This window comes from Sphingobacterium alkalisoli (assembly GCF_005049105.1).
GTDB classification, from domain to species: domain Bacteria; phylum Bacteroidota; class Bacteroidia; order Sphingobacteriales; family Sphingobacteriaceae; genus Sphingobacterium; species Sphingobacterium alkalisoli.
On the sequence record NZ_SUKA01000002.1, the window covers coordinates 708,686 to 729,508 of the forward strand.

Here is a 20,823-nt window from a genome sequence, read left to right on the forward strand (position 1 = left end):
AATAATTAGAGGGGTTTTTAATCGGTATTTTTTAAATTGTAAACCCTGACGTAGTCTATTTCCAAGATCGCCGGAAAGATGCTGCTGTCAATGCCTTTTTGTCCTCCCCAGAATCCGCCCACGGCAAGGTTGAGGAGCCAGTGAAAATTTTGATCGAAAGGCCATTCTTTGAATGTTTTCTTTTCATTTGAAAAATGAAATATCTCGATATCATCGACAAATCCCTTGATATGATCTGGAGTCCAGTCAATCCGGTAAAGATGAAAATCATCCGAAGCAGCCTCGATTTTCTTGGTTGCCGTTTTCTGTGTATGAATGGAGTGGTGATAGGCCTTAGTGTGAACCGAGATATGGACTACATCTTGGTCATAGCCTACATGTTCTAAGATGTCTATTTCGCCCGAATTAGGCCAACCACCATATTTCCATTCGGTCGGTAGCATCCATATGGCGGGCCAGGTACCTCTTCCGCGGGGAACCTTCGCGCGGGCTTCAAATCTACCGTATAAAAAATCGCCTTTATGTCTACTGACTAGACGAGCAGAGGTATAATCCATATCCTCCATTTTTTCTTTAAGGGCGGTAATTTTTAAGGTACCATTGCTGACCAACACATTGTTAAGGTTCGCATCGGTATAGTATTGCAATTCGCTGTTACCCCAGCCATTATGTTTGGATCCGACGTCGTAAGACCATTTGGTACTATCGGGTAAGCCAGTATAATTAAACTCATCGGCCCAGAATGCTGTTTCTGAAAATTGGTACGAATTGCTCGCATGTGGCGGTTGAAGCGTATTATGCGATGGATTTTCTGTTGTGGAAACGAAAAATGGAATATTAGCAGTCGCGACATGATTGTGATCATCTGTTACATAGACGAAAAGCCTGTAAGCGCCTTCCTGTTGGGGAGCGACTAGCAAGGCTTTGTCATGAGATAGAGCGGTCAACAGACCTTCGATTCTGGCAGGTCGGCTTTCCCGGTCGCCTCCTTCTTTCAGGTCGGTGCTTTCGTGAAGGATTTCCCAACGGGTGCGCAGTTTATCCTTATCCGAATCGGTAACAAATACAGCTACGTCATAGTTTTGGCCGGGTTTGAGGTAGATAAAGTCAAGAGATTTTTTTCCATCTAACAATAAGGAGTCCAAACGTGGAGCCCTATTTTTTGGCCATTTACCTTTCCATAGATAATGCATCACGTCGACTACTTCATTTTCTTCGCCAGCTTCAGTAAATAGGCCGTACCAAGTCGGCGTTCGCTCTTGTTTCTGCCCCCAAAGGAATACGTAAGAGCCTAGGCAGCTTTTGTCTTGACCTATCGAGGCTTCATAACGGCTTTTGTACACTGCCGCTTTTTCCTTACTACTTTCTTCTATAGAGGCATGCCAAGGGGTTTGCGGACCCTCCCAGTGGCCGGTTGGACCCCATTCCGTTACGATGTAAGCCTTGTCCCATCCAGTAGATCGTATCTGGGCGGGGACGCTAGCTAAACCACCGTACACCTGTACTGCAATCAGGTCGAGAGATGGACACTTTGCCTTTATGAGATCAATCTCTTTTTTATTAACGCCAGCCAGCATAGTGGTTACCAGATGATTCGGATCGAGATCCTGGATCATGCTGGCAACCTCCTCCACGGCATCCCACACCTTGGGATTTCTATAGTGGAGATTGAGTTCGTTGCCTATACCCCACGCTAATAATGCGGGATGGTCTTTGAACTGTAGGATCTCCTGACGCACGCGTTCCAGCTGTCGTGCGACTGCCACTTTATCGTTGTAATCAAAACCGTGTCTTTCTGTGGCCATAGCAAGACCCATTGTCACACTGAGTCCTAATTTGTGGGCCTCATCCAGAATGCGTTGACCTTCGTGTGTACTCCAGGTGCGTATGGAGTTGCCCCCATAGTTCCTTAACTTATCCATATAGTTGGTTCCACCCGCACCTTTAATAAAGTAGGGCTTACCACCACGTAACAGCTTGTATCCTGTTTCCGTTTTTATGATTTCGACCGAGATGGGAGTTTGCGCGCGCGCATAGTCAGCTTTTACAAAGAGCAGGGCATTCAGAATAACCATAACCAGGATATTTGGTAAATTCATTTCGAGTCGTTTTTAAATAGTTAAAAATAATAAATTTCAAAAAGGTCTGACAGTAAGGGTCAAACCTTTTCGAACTTTGCTATGCCTATCTGAAATTCGAGTTGGCATCTATCTGTGTTTGCGGGATAGGTACATATTCGCTTTGTCCGGGAACAAATTTAGATCCGAAAACCTGCTGTGCTCGCCCTGTACGTATCAGATCATTGAAGCGTTCACCCCACCATTCACAAGCAAATTCAGCCCTGCGTTCGTCTAGAATCTGCTCTAACGTTACATTAGATAGCAGTTCTAAGTCTGCTCGGTCTCGTACAAGGTTAAAAGGTGCATCTCCGTCTTGACCTTTCCGAACTTTGGCCTCCGCATTGAGCAACAGGACGTCGGAGTAACGCAGAATGCGTACATTATTATTAGCCCCATACTCTATACGGCCTTCGGTCATTTGATCCACCGGTAGATAGGTCTTTCCATTGAAATACTTTATCCCAAACGGATTACCATACACACGGTCGCCATCGGGCGTTTCGGCATACGTATCTTCGCTAGCACCGTATTCTAATATGGTCGTCTTCAGCCTGAGCGCGTCACCGCGATCGTTCAGAAAATCAACGATATTTTGTGATGGAGGGATCCAACCAGCACCGGAGATAGCACTACCTCGTTGATTTCCCGATGGGCCCTGCCACCTGAAAAATGTGCCCCAGTCGACACCCGGACGCACGATATCACCTGTAGCCAGTCCGAAGTCGGAATATTGTAATTCAAAAAGGGACTCGTTACTAAGCTTTCCAGGGCGCTTGAACAGATTGTAATAATCACCGTACAGCGAGAATTTTTCGCTGTCGATGATCAGATCAGTGGCTTCTAGAACCTGATCCCAGTAGGGACTACTATTGTTATTCGCAGCTAGATCAGCGGCGGCTTTTGCCTTCAAAAGGAGTGCGGAGTATTTGGTCACTGCTCCAAGATGTTTGGATTGGTTAGGACGTGCGTCTTCTAAATCGAGGATACAGGCATTCATTTCATCGATAATAAACTCGCGGACCTGAGTCACGGTACTTTTTCCAATCGTCGTAAGTCGGGCAATGTCCCCGCTATCGGATAGGATGGGGACATCGCCAAAAATACGGGAGGCCAGCAAATGAGCGTAAGCCCGTAAAAATCGGACCTCCGCTTTATACTGTCGATTGAGTGCCAGCTGCTCGGTATTGCCCGAGGGAATATTTTTTTCAAACTCATCGAGTTCCATCAGGGCATTGTTGACTGAAATTGCTAAACTGTAATAGCTTATCCAAGACTGGTTCAGTCCCCAATAGGATTGTATGGTAACATCATTCTGAAAATTTTTGATGCCCATCAACTCAGGATTATCATTCGGATTTGGTGCTGCTTGTTGAAAATCATCATCGCGCATACAACGTATGGACAGATCTATCCAATGTACGAGGTTGTCATCGGCTGCAGCGCGGTACACACCGGATACAGGCGCGTACATCAGAGAGAGGTCGCTATAATCAATTTCTTCCGAGCGTTGTTGGTTTTCCAACGGTTTATCCAGGAATTTCTCACAACTACTGTGTAATGCAGCTATGCCTATAAAACCACTTATGAGGATGTATTTTAAGTTTTTCATACTTATTCTTCTTTAATGGATAAAATAATTTAGAAGGTTACGTTTAAACCAAGACTGTATGTCGATGATATCGGATATACGTTGGAATCGAAACCCATTCCTGATACTTCCGGTGTGAAACCATTGTAACGGGTGAAGATGGCCGGTCTATCTGCCGTGGCAAAGATCCGGACAGGTATGGATTCACGGACCCTAAAATTATAGCCAAGCTGCATATTCTGGATACGTAGATAAGCCCCGTTTTCTACGAAGAAGGAACTCGCCTGTAGATTCCATGCTGCAACAGAGCCCGCTGCAGAAGGGTAGGTATTGCTCGATCCTTCACCGTTCCATAGCCCTTCCATAAAGGCTGCATCGGCATTCATCTGCGGATACTTACGTCTCATGGCTCGATTGAGGTTGTGGATTTTATTGCCTGCGACACCTTGAAAAGCTACACTGAAGTCAAAATTTTTGTAATTCAGCCCCACGTTGAAGCCGTAAGTCAGCTTGGGTAGGTAATTTCCTAGATTGATGCGATCCGCTTCATCCAATTCACCATTTTCATTTTGATCCTTGTACCGAAGGTATCCTGGAAGAATAGGTGAATTGGGGTTCTCTTGATTGTATCGGGTAGCGATCGGGTCGGAATTGATTTCTGCGGTGTTTTGGTAAACCCCGGCAACCTCGTAACCATAATAATAGTTGATCGGTTGATTGGCTTCTATACGTGCTGGAAATTCAGCAGACCATTCGGGAAATCCGTTCATAATATTGGCCAATGCACCGATATCGGTTACCTTGTTTTTTAGTGTCGTGATATTCGCTCCAATGTTATAGTCTAGCTGACCAACTTGATCTTTCCAGTCTAATCCAATCTCCCATCCACTGTTGGCTACGCTTCCCCAATTACCGTAAACACGGTCCCACATAAAAGGAATCGGACGGCTAAAGGCGAGATCCTTGGTTTTACGGTAGTAATAATCCACGGTACCGTTGAGGCGGTTGTTAAGCAAGGCAAAGTCCAAACCCGCGTCCCATTCTTCAACGACTTCCCAGCGTACCTGCGTAAAGAATCGACCGACGCGATAACCAGGTACCCGTACGCCGTTATTCTCCCCGACGCTTCCAAAAATACCTGAAAAGTTATTTCCTGAATTGACAATAGCATAGCCTGCATTGGGCTGTATGCCGTCGTTACCCAAAAGCCCCCAGCTACCACGAAGTTTTAATAGATCGAATAAAGACTGATTTTCCATGAATTTTTCACGACTCAATACCCATCCGATACCTAGAGAAGGAAAATATCCCCATTTAGTTTGATATTTTGAACTGCCGTCTGCGCGGAACGTGGCGGTCAAGAGGTATTTGTTGTCAAAATCATAGGTACCTCTAGTGAAGAACGATATGCCGGCGTTACGGAATCCACCTTCGCCATAACCCGTTGCTGAGCCGGTACCTTGAGCACCCTGACCCACATACCAAAATTCTTCCGATTGAGGTACGTCATTAGCCGATACCCAGGTCTCGCGCCAGCGCTCTTCGCGGGTTGACTGGCCAAGCAATACACTCCAGTGGTGTTTGCCCGTTTCGTCCCGATAGGTCAATAGATTATCTAGGATATAATTGTTGTTCCTAGCCTGTGCCGACCGAAGATAGGAGCGTTGACTGCGCTGGTCATTGTCAATATAATATACCGGTGTGTACTGTATGTTATGTGTAGACTGATAGCGCTGGCTCAACTGCGAACGGAAGGTCAGCTTCTTTTTCCAAAATTCGGCCTCAACATAAGCGCTCGGTAATACCTGAAAACCTTTTGTTTCGTTGTGGTTGTAATAGGCCGTAGCAAGTGGATTGTTGAACCAAAATCCTGACGGCATTCCCAAGGTCGTGCTGGATCCAAACTTAATGGGATCCGCTAACTCCAGACTGGGATCGTATGAAGGATAAAGTGGCGAGGCAAAGTAAGCTTGACGAAAAGCCGCATTGTTGGGTGCGAACGCATTAAAATTATTTAAATGAGCTGTAAAGCCGATTTTCAACCAAGAAGCTACTCTCGCTTCGGTTTGTGAACGAATATTATACTTGCGGTGGTAATTCTCGGTATCCATAATCCCATCCTGATCCAGGTAATTTATCCCAAATGAATAGCTGATTTTTTCGCTTCCTCCCTGTACATCTAGATTATGGTTGTGAATGAGGGCATTTGATCGAAGTAGTTCACCATACCAGTCGGTATTAGTGGTTGGGCGTCCATCTTGACCGCCAAATTTGCTGACAGAATTATCTACGATATTCTTGTTGCCTACGGCAATAGCATAATCCGCATATTGTTGACCGCTAGCCATTTTAAGTACATTGGTGGGGGTGTGTAAACCAGCATAACCATTGTACGTTACCTTGGTCTTCATATTGAGACTTCCTCTTTTCGTGGTTACGATGATGACGCCATTAGCCGCGCGTACACCGTAGATGGCTGCACCCGAAGCGTCTTTAAGCACAGACATATCCGCGATGTCGTTTGGGTTTAGGAAATCAATATTGTCCATAAACATACCATCGACGACATATAGTGGGCTCTCGTTGTTGAACGATCCTACTCCGCGGATACGGACAGTAGGTGTAGTACCCGGGGCACCAGAGCTGATGATCTGTACGCCGGTGACAGCGCCCTGTAGCGCATCCATGGGCGTGGAAACAGTCCTTTTAAGAGCATTTTCCATATTTACTGTAGCAACAGGTGCTGTCAGGTCGCCTTTGCGTTGAGTACCATATCCGATAACGACCACTTCGTCCAGATTGTAATTGCCGTCAACCTGCAGTTGTACGTCGGCTACATTGTTGCGGATGACGACTGTTTTTGTCATATAACCAATAGAATTTACAATTAAGGAGTCCACTGTTTCAGGTACGGATAGGCTATAAAGCCCTGATTCATCACTGCTAGTTGCTACATTGGACGTAGTTTTTGGAGCAATAGTGGCTACCAGTGGAGTTCCCTGTTCATTGGTGATCTTGCCAGTTACTGTCCTGTTTTGGGCGCGGACGACACCCGAAATACAAGACATCATTGCAACTATGGCGAAAGTCAATAATTTGTTTTTCATGCACGATAAGTTTTAGTGAAGAAAATTTGTTTATAATTTAGCTATTCAAATTTAGATGCAATACAGTTATGTTCCTATGGATATACTACGTCATTTATACAACAGATAGTGAGTTATTTGGTTTTTTTCCTATATTTGGGGTACATCATAAATACATCAATAATCAATTTGAGCCTTTGCTATGAAGTATTTCACTGTGTTTTTATGGGTATGGATGATTGCTATTCCATTTGTGGTTGTGGGACAAAATCCGCTAGGAGCGCCATTGGTTGTCAATTATGGAAAGGCAACTTTTCAAGGGGGAAGCCGGACTTGGGATATCCAACAGGATAGTAGGGGGATTCTATACTTCGGTAATAATGAAGGCCTAATCAGCTTTGACGGTAAATATTGGAAGCAGTATAAACTTCCCAATCAGACAATTGTTAGATCGATTTACATCAGCGAAGATGATAAAATTTATGTAGGAGGGCAAGGTGAATTTGGATATTTTGTAAAATCAGATAAATCCGATCTACGTTACGTTTCGCTGCACGATAAGGTGCCGGCAGCATACAGACAGTTTGCAGATGTATGGCACACCGTAGGTTTTGAGCAGGGCATTTTTTTTATGGCCTCTAATCTACTGTTTGTCTATAAAGGGGATAAGGTAGCGGTATATCCGGCTTCCTTGGAATGGCAGTTTATGGGTCAATCTGCGGGAAGATTATTTGCTCAAGATAAATCTAACGGATTGCTCGCATTCAATAATGGACAGTGGAATGTCGTGTCGCCAGCTACTCATTTTGGAGGAAACAAAATATCCGGTATGTTGGAGATGGGAAAGGATAGTGTATTGGTAAGTCTGTTGAACAACAGGACAATGTTACTCCATCATCAAAAATTAACCTCTTTAGAAAACGTATCGTGGCATGATATGTACACGCCTTCTATCGCTAAAATTGACAACAACAGGTACGTAATGGCGACTGCTACCGAAGGCTGTCACATACGTACAGTACACGGTCGTCTCTTGGAACGTATTTCGGTGGTCGAAGGTTTGCAAAACAAGAATGTTTCTACCGTCTTTGTAGATAAACAGCAAAATATTTGGGTCGCTGTGGACAATGGCATTGCGGTCATAAGTTATGGTGGAGGTGTTCGCTACTTACGTCCAAATGTAGACCATGAGGTAACGGGCTACTCGACCCGGGTTTTTGAGAACAACTTATATATTTCTTCTTCTAATGGAGTATATGTAGCTTCTTTGGACAAAGGAATCGAAGATCATAGTCAGTCGCCAGGTCTGTTTTCTTTGGTAAAAGGTAGTGATGGGGGAGAAGCTTGGCGGCTGGATGAAGTTAATGGGAAGTTGCTGTTGGCTCATAATAAAGGGTTTTATGAGATAGAAGGACCAACTGTAAAGCCAATAGCTCCTGGAACGGGTTCTTGGTTGACGCTGCCATTGTCTTCGGTGTATCCTATTAACTATAGTTTAATCGGCACGTATCAGGGCTTGAATCTGCTTGGGTTTGATGGTCGCACTTTTTCAATTAAACGAACGTTGCTGGGCACATCTGATTCTTATCGATTTTTGGCAAAGGATGATAATGGAATTATCTGGGCTTCCCATCCGTACAGAGGAATCTATCAAATGAAGTTAAATGCGCCTAGGACGACATATAAAACAAAACTTCTTACCCAAAAAGACGGTCTGCCTTCTACTTATCAAAATTATGTTTTCAAGATCAAGAACCGTGTGGTCTTTGCAACTGAGAAAGGTGTGTATGAGTATGATGCATCAAATAACCACTTCTTTTCTTCATCGTATTTTGCTGTTTTTCGGGGGATACCCATTAAGTATCTTATTGACGATAAAGAAGGGAATATATGGTTTTGTAGCGGTAAGAGGGTGGGTGTAGCGGATTATGACAAAGAAAGAGATAGCTACAAGATTACTTACTTTCCGGAAATTGAAGGTTTGAATACGTCGGGATTTGAAAATATATATCCTTACGACGCTCAAAATGTATATATCGGATCGGAAAAAGGTGTCATACATATCAACTACGAAATGTATCGGCCGAGCAGGACGAAACCTACCGTGTTACTCTCGTCAGTAAGTACAATAGGAGTAAAGGATAGTGTTATTTTTGGAGGCGACTCCCCGGGTTCTTCCCCGATCTTGAATGCTTCGTTCGATTCATTTCATTTTGAGTATGCGTCGCCCAGTTACGGTATTCACGAACACGTTTCATACCGATATTGGCTAGAAGGATATGATACAGATTGGTCACCTTGGACGACGAATAGTGAGAAGGACTATACCAATCTACCCAGTGGGCAATATACCTTCAAAGTTAAGGCAAAGAACAATCTGAATGAAGAGTCTGAAATAGCCGTATATGTTTTTGAAATAGAACCTCCATGGTATAAGACGGCTTGGGCTTATGTGGTATATGTTGTATTGGCATCACTTGGCATATATTGGACGGTGAATATGCAAAAAAAGGCGTGGGTGAAACAACAACTTAAATTTGAGAAGGAGATGCAGCAAATGCGGTATATCCATCAGCTGGAAGTTGAAAAGAATGAGAAGGAAATCGTCAAACTACAGAATGAAAAGCTGGAGAATGAGGTGTTGACAAAAACGAAGGAGCTGGCGAGTACCAGTATGCAGCTGATGGAAAATTCGGGAGCTCTTACGAAACTGCGGGTAGAACTATCAAAACTGGAAGCAACGGAAGAAGGAACGGAACTAAGACGCATCACTTCGTTACTGAAGGATGTTGAGAATAATACGGCACATTGGGATCAGTTTGCCACCCATTTTGATGAACTTAACGACGGTTTCTTTAATAGGCTGAAAAGCAGGCATCCTTCCTTATCACGCAATGATTTGAAGGTGTGTGCTTATTTAAGGCTTAATTTTTCTACCAAGCAGATTGCACAGTTGCAAAGTATTTCGGTGCGGGGGGTGGAGATACATCGTTACAGACTACGCAAAAAGCTGAACATAGATACGGAAATATCGCTAAGTGATTATCTGGAAAGGATATAGGAAGCGCAAGTAAACTGTCGTATGCGCTTCTGGCGCAGGTAAAAAAGAAACAACTATCGCAACGCAGGAAATGGCTCTTGCTTTAGCCACAATTTTGATGGTTCTTCATACCACACTACCGCACCATTAACATGACAACGATCGACCAATCACTGATCCCGTGTTTGTTTTTTGCACATACTTTAAAATATACATATTTTCCCGGTTCGAAGCCTCCGGCATAGCTTCGGAAAGAGCGGCTAGTTGTCTGGATATCTCCCCAAATTGGGTTTCCTTTCTTATCTAGTGTCGAAGCAAAGCAATAATCGTATAACATATCCCGCCCTACGGGTTTAAAACCAAAAGCCACTTCACCACTCACCCTGCCATCCAGTAAATAGGGACCTTCAGGTATGGCTGGAAGATGTCCTTTGCGCTTTTTTTCGAGAACAGGAAATCCGGAGCTGTGTAACTTCACCAGATCTCCGTCACTGACTATGTTGATGTAAAAAACCAATTTTTGTAACTGCGCTGCCAATTTGCGTTTACTTTCCCGCTTAGCTGAGTTATAGATGAGACCGCCACCCTTTGCCTGCAGCACTTTGTCGTAATAGTCTACATAAGATTCTTCCAGTTCTACCAATGAAGGAGTTGGATCCGTGAAATAAGGAGAATCTTTCAGGCATCTGATAATTCGTAACGCAGCTACAACCAAGGCATCGTCCGAATAACGGATAAATCCTGCTTTTGCTCTTATATACTTCATACCGTTACCTATCGTGGTTTAATAAGTTCATATATGTGGTGGTGTTATAGCGAAATAAAATTCGAACAAGCATATCGTAAAGATAATAAACGTAATTGATAACGTAGCGGTACCAATAACAAATTGCCTCGGCAAAGAAGATACAGCGTAGCTCCTCATCCATTGATAGGTGGAGGCATCCTATTCTGTTGTGTACTCGATATTCTAGTATAAAGAGCATTCATACGTTAACCTGTTCCATCATGGTGCGGGTTTCAGACAAACTGCTTTGGTATTAGAAGCGGATGGCTTTGCAATTATGTTACGTAACATGCTTTTAAAGAAAATGTATCTGGATAAACCTTCAATAAGGAGACGTATTTTTTAAATTTAGTGAGTCATTTTTAAATTAAATGGGGCTATATACTAAAATAGCTGAGTTATGAAGTGATGATGTTTTCTTCCTTTATGGTAGCCCTTCATCAAAAAAATAATAGGGCTAAGTTGGTCTTAATCGTGAAGGGACAATATTGAGTTGCTAGCACGGAATAACAATTTCCATGCAAACCAGGCATTGTTGGTTCATTTCATAAGGTTATTGATTGTGAATTTAATTACAGGTAATGTAACCTATAGTTAAATACAGTTGATTCAGGTGCGGTATCGGACACTGTTAATGGTAACAGTAAGGGACTGGAATAAGTCCATATGATCAGAAAGTGGTTTGTAATAGCTCGCTTATTGTTTTCTATACGCGCGAACTGAAGATAAACTAGCTAGAAAGATATATGGTTTATGCTCGAAGTGTTTGAGTTTAGGATCATGTTACGTAACGTATTTACAAAAAAGGACGTTTATAACTAAAAAAGCGGCTTTGCCGCTTTTTTAGTTATATCTCTAATCGATTACTGGTATCCCAGTAATTTCATGACTTGCTTTGAATTCTGTTCTTCGCCAAATACTTCGTAATTAAAGGTTTCATCCCGATTACGGCGAATCAGTACATGCTTAGGCGAGGGAAGCAGGCAATGATGTATCCCACCATATCCACTCAATACGTCCTGATAGGCGCCGGTATGGAAAAAGCCTAAATACTGCACTTTACGTGTCTTTGGCATAAACACAGAACTGGTATGTGCCTCTTGGTTATAGTAATCCTGTCCGTCGCAGGTAATTCCCCCTAGATTTACCCGTTCGTATTCCGAATCCCAGTTATTAATGGGTAGGAGGATGTATTTTTGGTTCAATGCCCATACATCAGGTAGGTTGGTGATAAATGATCCGTCGATCATAAACCATTTTTCCCGGTCATTCTGTAATTTCCGACCCAGTACTTTATATAGTATCCCCGAAGCTTCAGCAACAGTATATTTTCCAAATTCCGTAATAATATCCGGTTCAATTACCTCATGGTGCGCACAGATCTGCTTGATGCGGTTCACGATTTCATTCACCATGTATTCGTAATCGAAATCATGTACTAAGGAGTCTTTGAACGGCATACCCCCACCGATATCCAGTGTATCTAGATCGGGATTGATCTTTTTGAATTTACAGTATAGGGTTACGTATTTCTCCAATTCGTTCCAATAATATGGTGTATCAGAAATTCCGGAATTGATGAAAAAGTGTAATAATTTAACCTTGAAATTTGGGTTATTTACTATCTTGTTGTTATAGAAATCAATCACATCTTCTATACGAATCCCTAAACGAGAGGTGTAGAACTGCGAATCAGGTTGTTCCTCAGCCGCGATACGGATACCTAAAGCGCAGGGACTTTCTAATTCGATCTCATCGTCGTACAGGTTGAATTCTTCTTTGTTATCCAGTACCGGGATAATATTTTTGAATCCGTCGTGTATCATATCAATGATATACTGCTTGTACTGATAGGTTTTAAATCCATTGCAGATAACGGTGATGTCTTTAGTAACTTTACCTTGACGTTCCAATGAATCGATCATCGGCATATCAAATGCAGACGAGGTTTCTAGGTGAATGTCGTTTTTCAACGCCTCTTCTACAATATGTTTGAAATGGGAGGATTTTGTACAGTAACAGTATTTGTAAGATCCGCGGTAATCGTGTTTCAGGATTGCGGTTTGAAACAAGATCTTCGCCTGCTGGATCTTTTTGCTGACAATGGGTAAATACGTAAAACGTAATGGCGTGCCATACGTTTCTATCATCTCCATCAAATTCAAGTCGTGGAAGTACAATTCGTCGTCGATAATTTCGAATCCGTCTTGTGGAAAACCAACACTTAGGTCAAGAAATTCCTGATAGCTCTGCATTTTTTATTATTTTTGGCAAAGATATACTTTCAGGATGAATACCTAAACACTTAGGTTGATAAATTTCTTATTCATTATCAGAGGGTTGTAAAATTACGAAAATAATACATGGCTACTTCTATTCAACAGACGCTCATCGAACAGACCGTTCGTGCTGTAAAAGAACTTTATAACGCGGAAATTCCAGATGCCCAGATTACTTTGCAGGAGACTCGCAAGGAATTTGAGGGGCAGATTACTATTGTAACGTTTCCGATAACGCGATTTTCAAAGAAATCTGCTGAACAGACGGGAACGGAGATCGGTGAATATTTGCGGGGAAACATTACGGAAATATCCGGGTTTAATATTATCAAGGGCTTTTTAAACATCAGCTTGGCGGATAGCTACTGGATCGATTTGCTAAACCATACGATGCTCCGGGCTGACTATGGTCAATTTCCGCCTAATGGAAAACGCCTAATGGTGGAGTATTCTTCTCCAAATACCAATAAGCCCTTGCATCTGGGACACATACGTAATAACCTCTTGGGGTATTCTGTTGCGGAGATTTTGAAGGCCTATGGCTACGATGTGGTCAAAGCGAATTTGGTAAACGACCGCGGTATTCACATCTGTAAATCCATGTTGGCTTGGCAGAAGTTCGGAAACGGGGAGACACCTGAATCCACTAGTCTTAAAGGAGATCATCTGGTCGGAAAGTATTATGTAAGATTTGATAAAGAATATAAAAAGGAAATAGAAGGTCTAGTGACTTTGGGACAAACGGAGGAGGAGGCAAAGAAGAGTGCTCCGTTGATCAAAGAAGCGCAGGAGATGCTCCAAAAATGGGAGGCAGGTGATGAAGAGGTGATAACGTTATGGAAGATGATGAATACTTGGGTATATGCGGGTTTCGAAAAGACGTATAACCAACTCGGTGTGAATTTTGATAAATATTATTACGAATCTAATACCTATCTGTTGGGTAAAGATATCATTCAGGAAGGATTGGATTCGGGGGTGTTCTTTAAAAAAGAAGATAATTCGGTATGGATCGACTTGAGTGATGAAGGCTTGGATCAGAAGCTGGTACTGCGCGGTGACGGTACTTCGGTATATATCACGCAGGATCTGGGAACTGCTCAACTAAAATACGACGAATTTGGTATGGATGAGTCCATATATGTGGTCGGGAATGAACAGGATTACCACTTTAAAGTGTTGTTCTTGATTCTGAAGAAATTAGGCAAGCCTTGGGCAGAGGGGTTGTTCCATCTGTCGTACGGCATGGTGGATCTTCCCACGGGTAAAATGAAATCCCGCGAAGGCACGGTAGTCGACGCGGATGATCTAATGGTAGAAATGATCGAAACAGCCCGAGCTCGGACAGAGGAATTGGGTAAAACAGACGGTTTGACTGAAGAGGCTAAAGCCGAACTATACGATACTATTGGTATGGGTGCATTGAAATACTTTTTACTAAAAGTAGATCCCAAGAAAAGACTATTGTTTGATCCGAATGAGTCTGTGGATTTTCAGGGACATACTGGGCCATTTATCCAGTATACCCATGCACGTATAAAATCGGTATTGCGCAAAGCGGAGTATGTATCGGGGTCTTCTCATGTGCCTGCTTCATTATCAGTATTTGAGTGCGACCTAATTCAGTCACTGGCTAATTATCCGACGATCATTGAGGCATCTGCAAAAGAGTTTAGCCCGGCGCAGCTGGCAAATTATGCATACGATGTGGCTAAATTATATAATAAATTTTACCACGAAGAGACGATCTTGAAAGCAGAAGATCCGGAGGTTAAAGCATTTCGGTTGAACTTATCTGCTACGGCTGCCAAGGTGATATCCGAGAGTATGCGTATGTTGGGTATTATTGTTCCTGAACAGATGTAACTTTGAGTCAAATGCGCTGATACTTAAATACGTTGATGGGCAAATCTGCGAATCAACAAAAAGTTGTAAACAATGAACAAAATCAAGGTAGGACTAATTGGATTCTCTATCGGTGGACATGTATTTCATGCTCCTTTTATTGCAGGGAATGCGGATTTGGAATTATATAAAGTGACGGCACGGAAACCCGAGCAACAACTTCTCCTGGCAGAACGGTATCCCGATGCTATCGGAGTTTTATCTGCAGAGGAAATCATCGCAGATCCAGAGGTGGATCTAGTGGTGGTAGCGACATCGAATGATGTGCATTTCTCGCTAGCGAAAAGCGCATTGGAAGCTGGCAAACATGTGATTGTAGAGAAACCTTTTACCAATACCGTGAGAGAGGCGGATGAGTTGATTGCGCTGGCGAAATCAAGAGAACTATTATTGTCTGTGCACCACAACGCCCGTTTTCATTCGGATTTTAAGACGGTGAAAAAAATTATTTCTTCCGGTCGTTTGGGTAGGTTGGTTAACTACGAAGCACGCTATGATCGCTTTCGGAATTTCCTTCGACCGGGCGCTTGGCGCGAGGAGAACCTCGCTGGATCGGGTATTCATTACGACCTGGGTGCGCACTTGATTGACCAGGCTTTACAGCTATTCGGGCATCCTGATGCGGTATTTGCTGACCTACGCATACAGCGTGATGGTGCAAAGACCATTGATGATTTCGAGTTTATTTTGTCTTATCCACGTCTTAAGGTTTCTCTCAAAGGACAGATGCTGGCCAAAGAAGCTACACCACGATATAGCTTATTTGGTATGAACGGCACATTTATTAAAAAGGGAGTAGACCCACAGGAGGCACTCCTTCGAGATGGTGTTATGCCGCACTATATAGATAACTGGGGACAGGAAGATGTAACTTCGTTCGGAAAGCTCTCGGTGCTTGAAAATGGAGACGATGTAGAAGAGTTAGTTCCTAGCGAAAGCGGTTCGGGTCAAGATTTTTACGCCAACATTGTTACGGTTTTAAAAGGTGATGGAGAACTTTTTGTAAAAGCCGAGCAAGCCCGTGATGTAATCCGTATCTTGGAGCTTGCGGAGCGATCCGCAGCTGAACAGCGAACGATTCTGTTGAAGGGGGAGTTGATTTCCTAGATTTGTTGTTTTTGTGTCGTCACTGCGAGAAGGAACGACGCGGCAGTCTTTGGCTAATAGATAAATAAGATCGCTTCTTCGCTGTGCTTATCGCGATGACGAGTTAGCAGTACAAGTTTCATCAGAATGAGGATTGCGACGCGGCTGCCCAAAAAGTAAACTACGTCGTCACTGCGAGGAGGAACGACGCGGCAGTCTTTCGTTCATGGACGAATAAGATCGCTTCTTCGCTGCGCTCATCGCGATGACGATAGAAATAAATAAAATAGACTTTGGAAAAATACGACGCAATTATTATAGGCGCAGGGGCTTGCGGGCTCATGTGTGCTGCACAGGCGGGTTTGTTGGGCAAAAAGACACTCCTGCTGGAGCGTAATGATAAGCCGGGAGCTAAGATTTTGATCTCGGGTGGCGGTCGCTGTAATTTTACCAACCTGTATACGACTGTCGATAATTTTGTGTCGGAGAATCCACAATTTTTAAATGCTGTATTTGCACAGTGGACAGTAGAAGATACCGTACGTTTCTTTGAAAATTTCGGAGGCATAAGGGGGGAAGAGAAAACCTTGGGGCAGCTTTTTCCGACAACCAACAAGGCCAAGGATATTGTCTCCGTATTTACAAAACTGCTTTACGATACAGGACAGAATCTCTGGTTGAACACCCTTGTGAAATCGGTTGAGCAGTCGGTAGACGGATACTCTATTACCATCGAAAGGGCTGGTAAAGAGCAGATACTCCATACCAAAAAGGTTGTCCTTGCTTCTGGAGGGTCGCCGGTCGCTAAATTGGGAGCCTCGGATTTCGCTTTGCGCACGGCCCGAAAATTGGGTATGCAGGTAGTAGGTACTGCCCCGGCTTTGGTGCCGCTTACTATTACAGGTAAAGATGCAGAATGGTATGCTTCCTTATCGGGAAATTCGGTCTTTGCACGGGTATATAATGATCGTATTGCATTTGAGGAGAATATTCTTTTTACACATTGGGGATTGAGTGGTCCAGCTATTTTACAGATTTCGTCTTATTGGCGGGCGGGGGAGATATTTACGATAGACTTGTTGCCAAAGTTTAAATTGGAAGAGCTCATCAAGCAGGAGCGTAATACCGGTGGAAGGCGAACAATCGGCCAACTGCTAAATGACTATTTTACTAAAAAAATAGTCGAAGCTCTAGCTAAGTTCTTACCTATTGAGACGAAGATTGCTTCGCTGGGGAAAGCAGAAGCACAACGTATTGTTGATACCATACATACTTTTAAGGTGAAACCCGCAGGTGACAAGGGGTACGATAAAGCAGAGGTGATGCGTGGTGGGATTTCCACAGACGAGTTAAAATCCAAAACACTTGAAGCGAAGAACTTTCCCGGTCTTTACGTGGGTGGTGAAGCAGTTGATATTACCGGTTGGTTGGGCGGCTACAACTTCCAGTGGGCCTGGGCAGCAGGTTTTGCTATCGCGCAGGATATTTAGTGTATTCGTTTTTTTGGGGTGTATTTCTCCATATTTTTCTGTCGTATGCTTAAATTCGTTTAAAAAAAGACGATACTTAGAAGTATCAATCCAAATCTTTTCTATATATGTTTTTTGAGAGGTCTGATTTTAATTTTCTTTTAATCAGTGTATTAGGTTTTTTATAAGGCTTATTTAATATTTGTTTCGACTTTAATATTTAATTAATAAAAAATGTTTGGAATATAGGAAAATATCTTTAAATTTACTCTCAGTGATTTACTAACTTTAGAAGTTAGTCTATTTACTCTATGAAAAAACAATTATAATAGACCATAATTAATCTTTTAGTTTAGTTATTTTTTTTAAAAACTTTATAAATAGTTTGAAAGCCCATATGTTTAGGCTTATTTGAATTTCTATTACCGATAGAAGTCCAAATGTAATCTACACTTATGTTTATGTTTTCGAATTGATATAGTTAATGTATTAACTTATTGGTAATACAATGCTTTTATTTTCTACATTATGAGAAGACTGCATCAATTTATATTAACCTGCGCTTTTATGCTTTCGATATTTGTTGCTACAGGGCAGCAAAAGCTAGGTGATGGATCGGTTTCTTCCTCTTATAAAGCCCAACGGTCAGCCTTATTGGAGTTGGAAAGTAGTGCCCGAGGATTGTTGCATGCAAGAATTGCGTTAATTTCAACTTCGTTGGCGGCGCCATTGACTGAGCATGTTGCAGGTATGATGGTCTATAATACTGCACAACAAAACGATGTTGTTCCCGGTATCTATTATAGTGATGGTACACAATGGGTTTTGGCACGAGGAGGTGAGCAGTTAGAAGTAAGTTATAATTCTTCAACACATGTTTTGACACTTATCCAACCAGGAGGTGTCATCGAATCTATTGATCTTCGAGCTATCGTCCAAAGTATTTCTTTGCAACAGACTATTACGGAATTGCGTAAGCAAGGAGGGGGGCGTTTTACCTATTATAGCGAAGATCAATATCTTGCAGACGGCATAACACTAAAAGCAGATGCGGTTGGTGTTGATATAGATATTCCGGGTGAGGTTGTCCAACAGTTCGGAACAATTTTGAATGACAATACGGTTCAAAATTTATTATTGGAATTTATTCAAAATCAGATAAGTCATGTTCAATTTGATGGCGAACAGTTTACTTATATTGATGCTTCGGGTGTAAAGCGATACTTGAAAGTGGTTGATATGGTACAGAGCACCCAATTGCTTACCCATGTGCAAGGTGTTGGTCCTGTAAGCGTTATAGCGACGACAAATGTGAGCGATAGCCGGCAGACGGATTATACGGTCGATGTTGATTTTTCGAAATTGAATCCCATATTGACTACGATTACAGATATTCCCAATTTACAAGAAGCATTCCGTTTACAAGGTATGGATATCACTTATGCTGCCGAAATAAGTGTAGTGGCAAATGCGCAAGGTGGTAAGATTGAGGTTACTTTGCCCCAGGCGGCGGACAACCGCGGGCGTAAGGTGACTGTCAAAAAGTTTGATGCAACGGGAAATTTGGTAGTCGTAAAAGCGACAAATGGGGAACGGGTCGAGGGATTATCACAGATAACAGGATTCACCCCGTATCAGGGTTGGGTATTTCAATCCAACGGTGCCGAGTGGGTGATTGTCAGTAGGATTTAATAGAATTAGCGCGTAAAATAACTACATCAATATCTTTAATACATATTATTAACTATGAAAAGTAAATTTATAAAATTGGCGGGATTGGCAGTAGCTGCTATTTTTTGCACCATCGAAGCAAATGCACAGGTAGGGATTGGGACACCAACACCGGCTGATGCTGCGCAGTTAGAAATTTTAGCAGGCGACAAAGGTATTCTGATACCTCGGGTTGCCTTGACTGCTACTACTGCATTTGCGCCGGTGACCGGAACAGAAGCACAAAGTTTATTAGTCTTTAATACGATGGTTGCTGGGACAGGAGAAACGGCGGTTGCACCGGGATTCTACTATTGGGTATTAGAGGAAGGTACGGCTCCAAATGCTATTCCAGCACATTGGGAAAGAATCGTAAACCAAACGCAGTTGAATGCTGTACTCGGAGATAATCAAAAAATCAAAGACTTGTTAAATGTTGCATTTCCTTCAAATAATATTAACGATACAGAATTGGGTAATGGAATAAATTCAGGTGGAGGACTTGTGTATACTCCTGAGATGCCTGCGTCGGGCGGAAATCCCGCGGTACCCGCGTCATTTAGTTTCGTTTACTATGATGCAGCAACTTCAACTTACATCGCTGAACCTGTTGATATAAATGAATTTAAAATTATATTAGGTGATGTCATTAATGCTAATGCAAATACATCCGTTTTCACAGGAAATACTTACGTTGACGGGAGTACAACTTATTATATTTATCGAGGTGAATTCACAACGACTGTTACCGCCAATACGGCACAGACGACAGGTATTACGATAGACAAAGCAATCGTTGCAGATGGAATCTTATCCGCGACATTACGATATGGTATAGGGGCGACAGCTTCTATTACAAGTCTTGATATTGACGTGCCAACAAAAAAAGTAGATTTCAATGTTGGTGTAGGTAATATGTATAATGTTTTAGGAACGACAGATATTACGGCAAAGGTTATTGTGGAGTTTGCAGCCACAGATGTGCCGGCCGGATTGTAGGAAGGGTGATGTTAGAGCGAAGTGTTGGGAAGTGCGTATAAATCATTATCGCAGCAAATTTAGTTAACCTATAATCAATTCCTTGAAATGGAAAGATTCGTATTCATTGTATCACTATTCTTGTCTTTGAGCACAGGAATTCAGGCACAGGTTAAAATTGGGGGTACAAATGGTACGCCCAATTCTAACGCAATGTTGGACGTAGAATCCGTAGATAAAGGTTTTTTGTTGCCTAGGGTGGCTTTGGATTCTACCTTGTTGCCCGTGCCACTTGCTGCTAATGTAGAAGGCATGCTTGTTTATAATACAGAAAGCACCCATGATGTCACTCCTGGCCTTTATCAAAATGACGGCACGAAATGGGTAAAGTTAGTAAGTGAAGGGATGGCAACAATGCCGAAATTTTTCTATATGCCTTCGATTGTTTTTAATACATCTACTATAGGTACAGAGTTTAAAAGGAATCTGTATGCTGAATATAAAGCGCAATTTACAAATAAAGAATTTTTACCTGATGCAGTTACTGGTGGATCCATAGGGACAGCTGTGAGACCGACCTTTGTAAAAAGCATCAATGCACCAAACGAAATCCCGAATTTGCCTGTTGCTACTGATTTGTATTATTATGTGACAGATTATGACAATACGGCATTGGCAAATCTAAGTATTGATGCCAACGGTGTTTTGACCTACGATGTGGTGGGTACAGGAACGGACTATTCTTTTGTAAATATTGTGTTTGTCGTTAAATAGG

The 20,823-nt window shown here is 42.5% G+C and carries 12 protein-coding genes; 7 read left to right on the forward strand and 5 right to left on the reverse strand.

Going from position 1 to position 20,823, the window contains the following annotated elements:
* Positions 1-17 precede the first annotated feature (17 nt).
* From FAZ19_RS08715 to FAZ19_RS08725, 3 genes are all read right to left on the reverse strand, one after another.
* Positions 18-2,099 carry a glycoside hydrolase family 16 protein gene (locus FAZ19_RS08715; protein ID WP_136820317.1) on the reverse strand — a complete coding sequence of 694 codons (2,082 nt, stop codon included), beginning with the start codon at positions 2,097-2,099 and terminating at the stop codon, positions 18-20.
* 85 nt (positions 2,100-2,184) lie between these two features.
* Positions 2,185-3,729, reverse strand: a complete 1,545-nt coding sequence (locus tag FAZ19_RS08720) for a RagB/SusD family nutrient uptake outer membrane protein (protein ID WP_136820318.1) — start codon at positions 3,727-3,729, stop codon at positions 2,185-2,187.
* A 29-nt stretch (positions 3,730-3,758) separates the two neighbouring features.
* A complete protein-coding gene (locus FAZ19_RS08725) occupies positions 3,759-6,815 on the reverse strand; it encodes a SusC/RagA family TonB-linked outer membrane protein (protein ID WP_136820319.1) in 3,057 nt (1,018 codons plus the stop codon).
* A 181-nt stretch (positions 6,816-6,996) separates the two neighbouring features.
* Between FAZ19_RS08725 and FAZ19_RS08730 the strand changes: the two genes are divergently transcribed.
* The gene (locus FAZ19_RS08730) at positions 6,997-9,855 is read left to right on the forward strand and encodes a ligand-binding sensor domain-containing protein (protein WP_136820320.1); all 2,859 of its coding nucleotides are present in this window, start codon (positions 6,997-6,999) and stop codon (positions 9,853-9,855) included.
* A gap of 115 nt (positions 9,856-9,970) precedes the next feature.
* On the opposite strand, the gene FAZ19_RS08735 is transcribed toward FAZ19_RS08730, so the two are convergent.
* Together FAZ19_RS08735 and FAZ19_RS08740 are read right to left on the reverse strand one after the other, a co-directional pair.
* The gene (locus FAZ19_RS08735) at positions 9,971-10,600 is read right to left on the reverse strand and encodes a hypothetical protein (protein ID WP_136820321.1); all 630 of its coding nucleotides are present in this window, start codon (positions 10,598-10,600) and stop codon (positions 9,971-9,973) included.
* Positions 10,601-11,484: 884 nt separating this feature from the next.
* Positions 11,485-12,876 carry an arginine decarboxylase gene (locus tag FAZ19_RS08740; RefSeq protein WP_136820322.1) on the reverse strand — a complete coding sequence of 464 codons (1,392 nt, stop codon included), beginning with the start codon at positions 12,874-12,876 and terminating at the stop codon, positions 11,485-11,487.
* Between the two features lie 108 nt (positions 12,877-12,984).
* Between FAZ19_RS08740 and argS the strand changes: the two genes are divergently transcribed.
* From argS to FAZ19_RS08770, 6 genes are all read left to right on the forward strand, one after another.
* A complete protein-coding gene (gene argS / locus FAZ19_RS08745) occupies positions 12,985-14,766 on the forward strand; it encodes an arginine--tRNA ligase (RefSeq protein WP_136820323.1) in 1,782 nt (593 codons plus the stop codon).
* 72 nt (positions 14,767-14,838) lie between these two features.
* On the forward strand, positions 14,839-15,912 hold the full coding sequence (locus tag FAZ19_RS08750) for a Gfo/Idh/MocA family oxidoreductase (protein WP_136820324.1): 1,074 nt from the start codon (positions 14,839-14,841) through the stop codon (positions 15,910-15,912).
* A gap of 272 nt (positions 15,913-16,184) precedes the next feature.
* A complete protein-coding gene (locus tag FAZ19_RS08755; RefSeq protein ID WP_262709337.1) occupies positions 16,185-17,381 on the forward strand; it encodes a BaiN/RdsA family NAD(P)/FAD-dependent oxidoreductase in 1,197 nt (398 codons plus the stop codon).
* A 546-nt stretch (positions 17,382-17,927) separates the two neighbouring features.
* Positions 17,928-19,052, forward strand: a complete 1,125-nt coding sequence (locus FAZ19_RS08760; RefSeq protein WP_136820325.1) for a hypothetical protein — start codon at positions 17,928-17,930, stop codon at positions 19,050-19,052.
* 54 nt (positions 19,053-19,106) lie between these two features.
* Positions 19,107-20,069, forward strand: a complete 963-nt coding sequence (locus tag FAZ19_RS08765) for a hypothetical protein (protein WP_136820326.1) — start codon at positions 19,107-19,109, stop codon at positions 20,067-20,069.
* 87 nt (positions 20,070-20,156) lie between these two features.
* The gene (locus FAZ19_RS08770) at positions 20,157-20,822 is read left to right on the forward strand and encodes a hypothetical protein (RefSeq protein ID WP_136820327.1); all 666 of its coding nucleotides are present in this window, start codon (positions 20,157-20,159) and stop codon (positions 20,820-20,822) included.
* Position 20,823 lies beyond the last annotated feature (1 nt).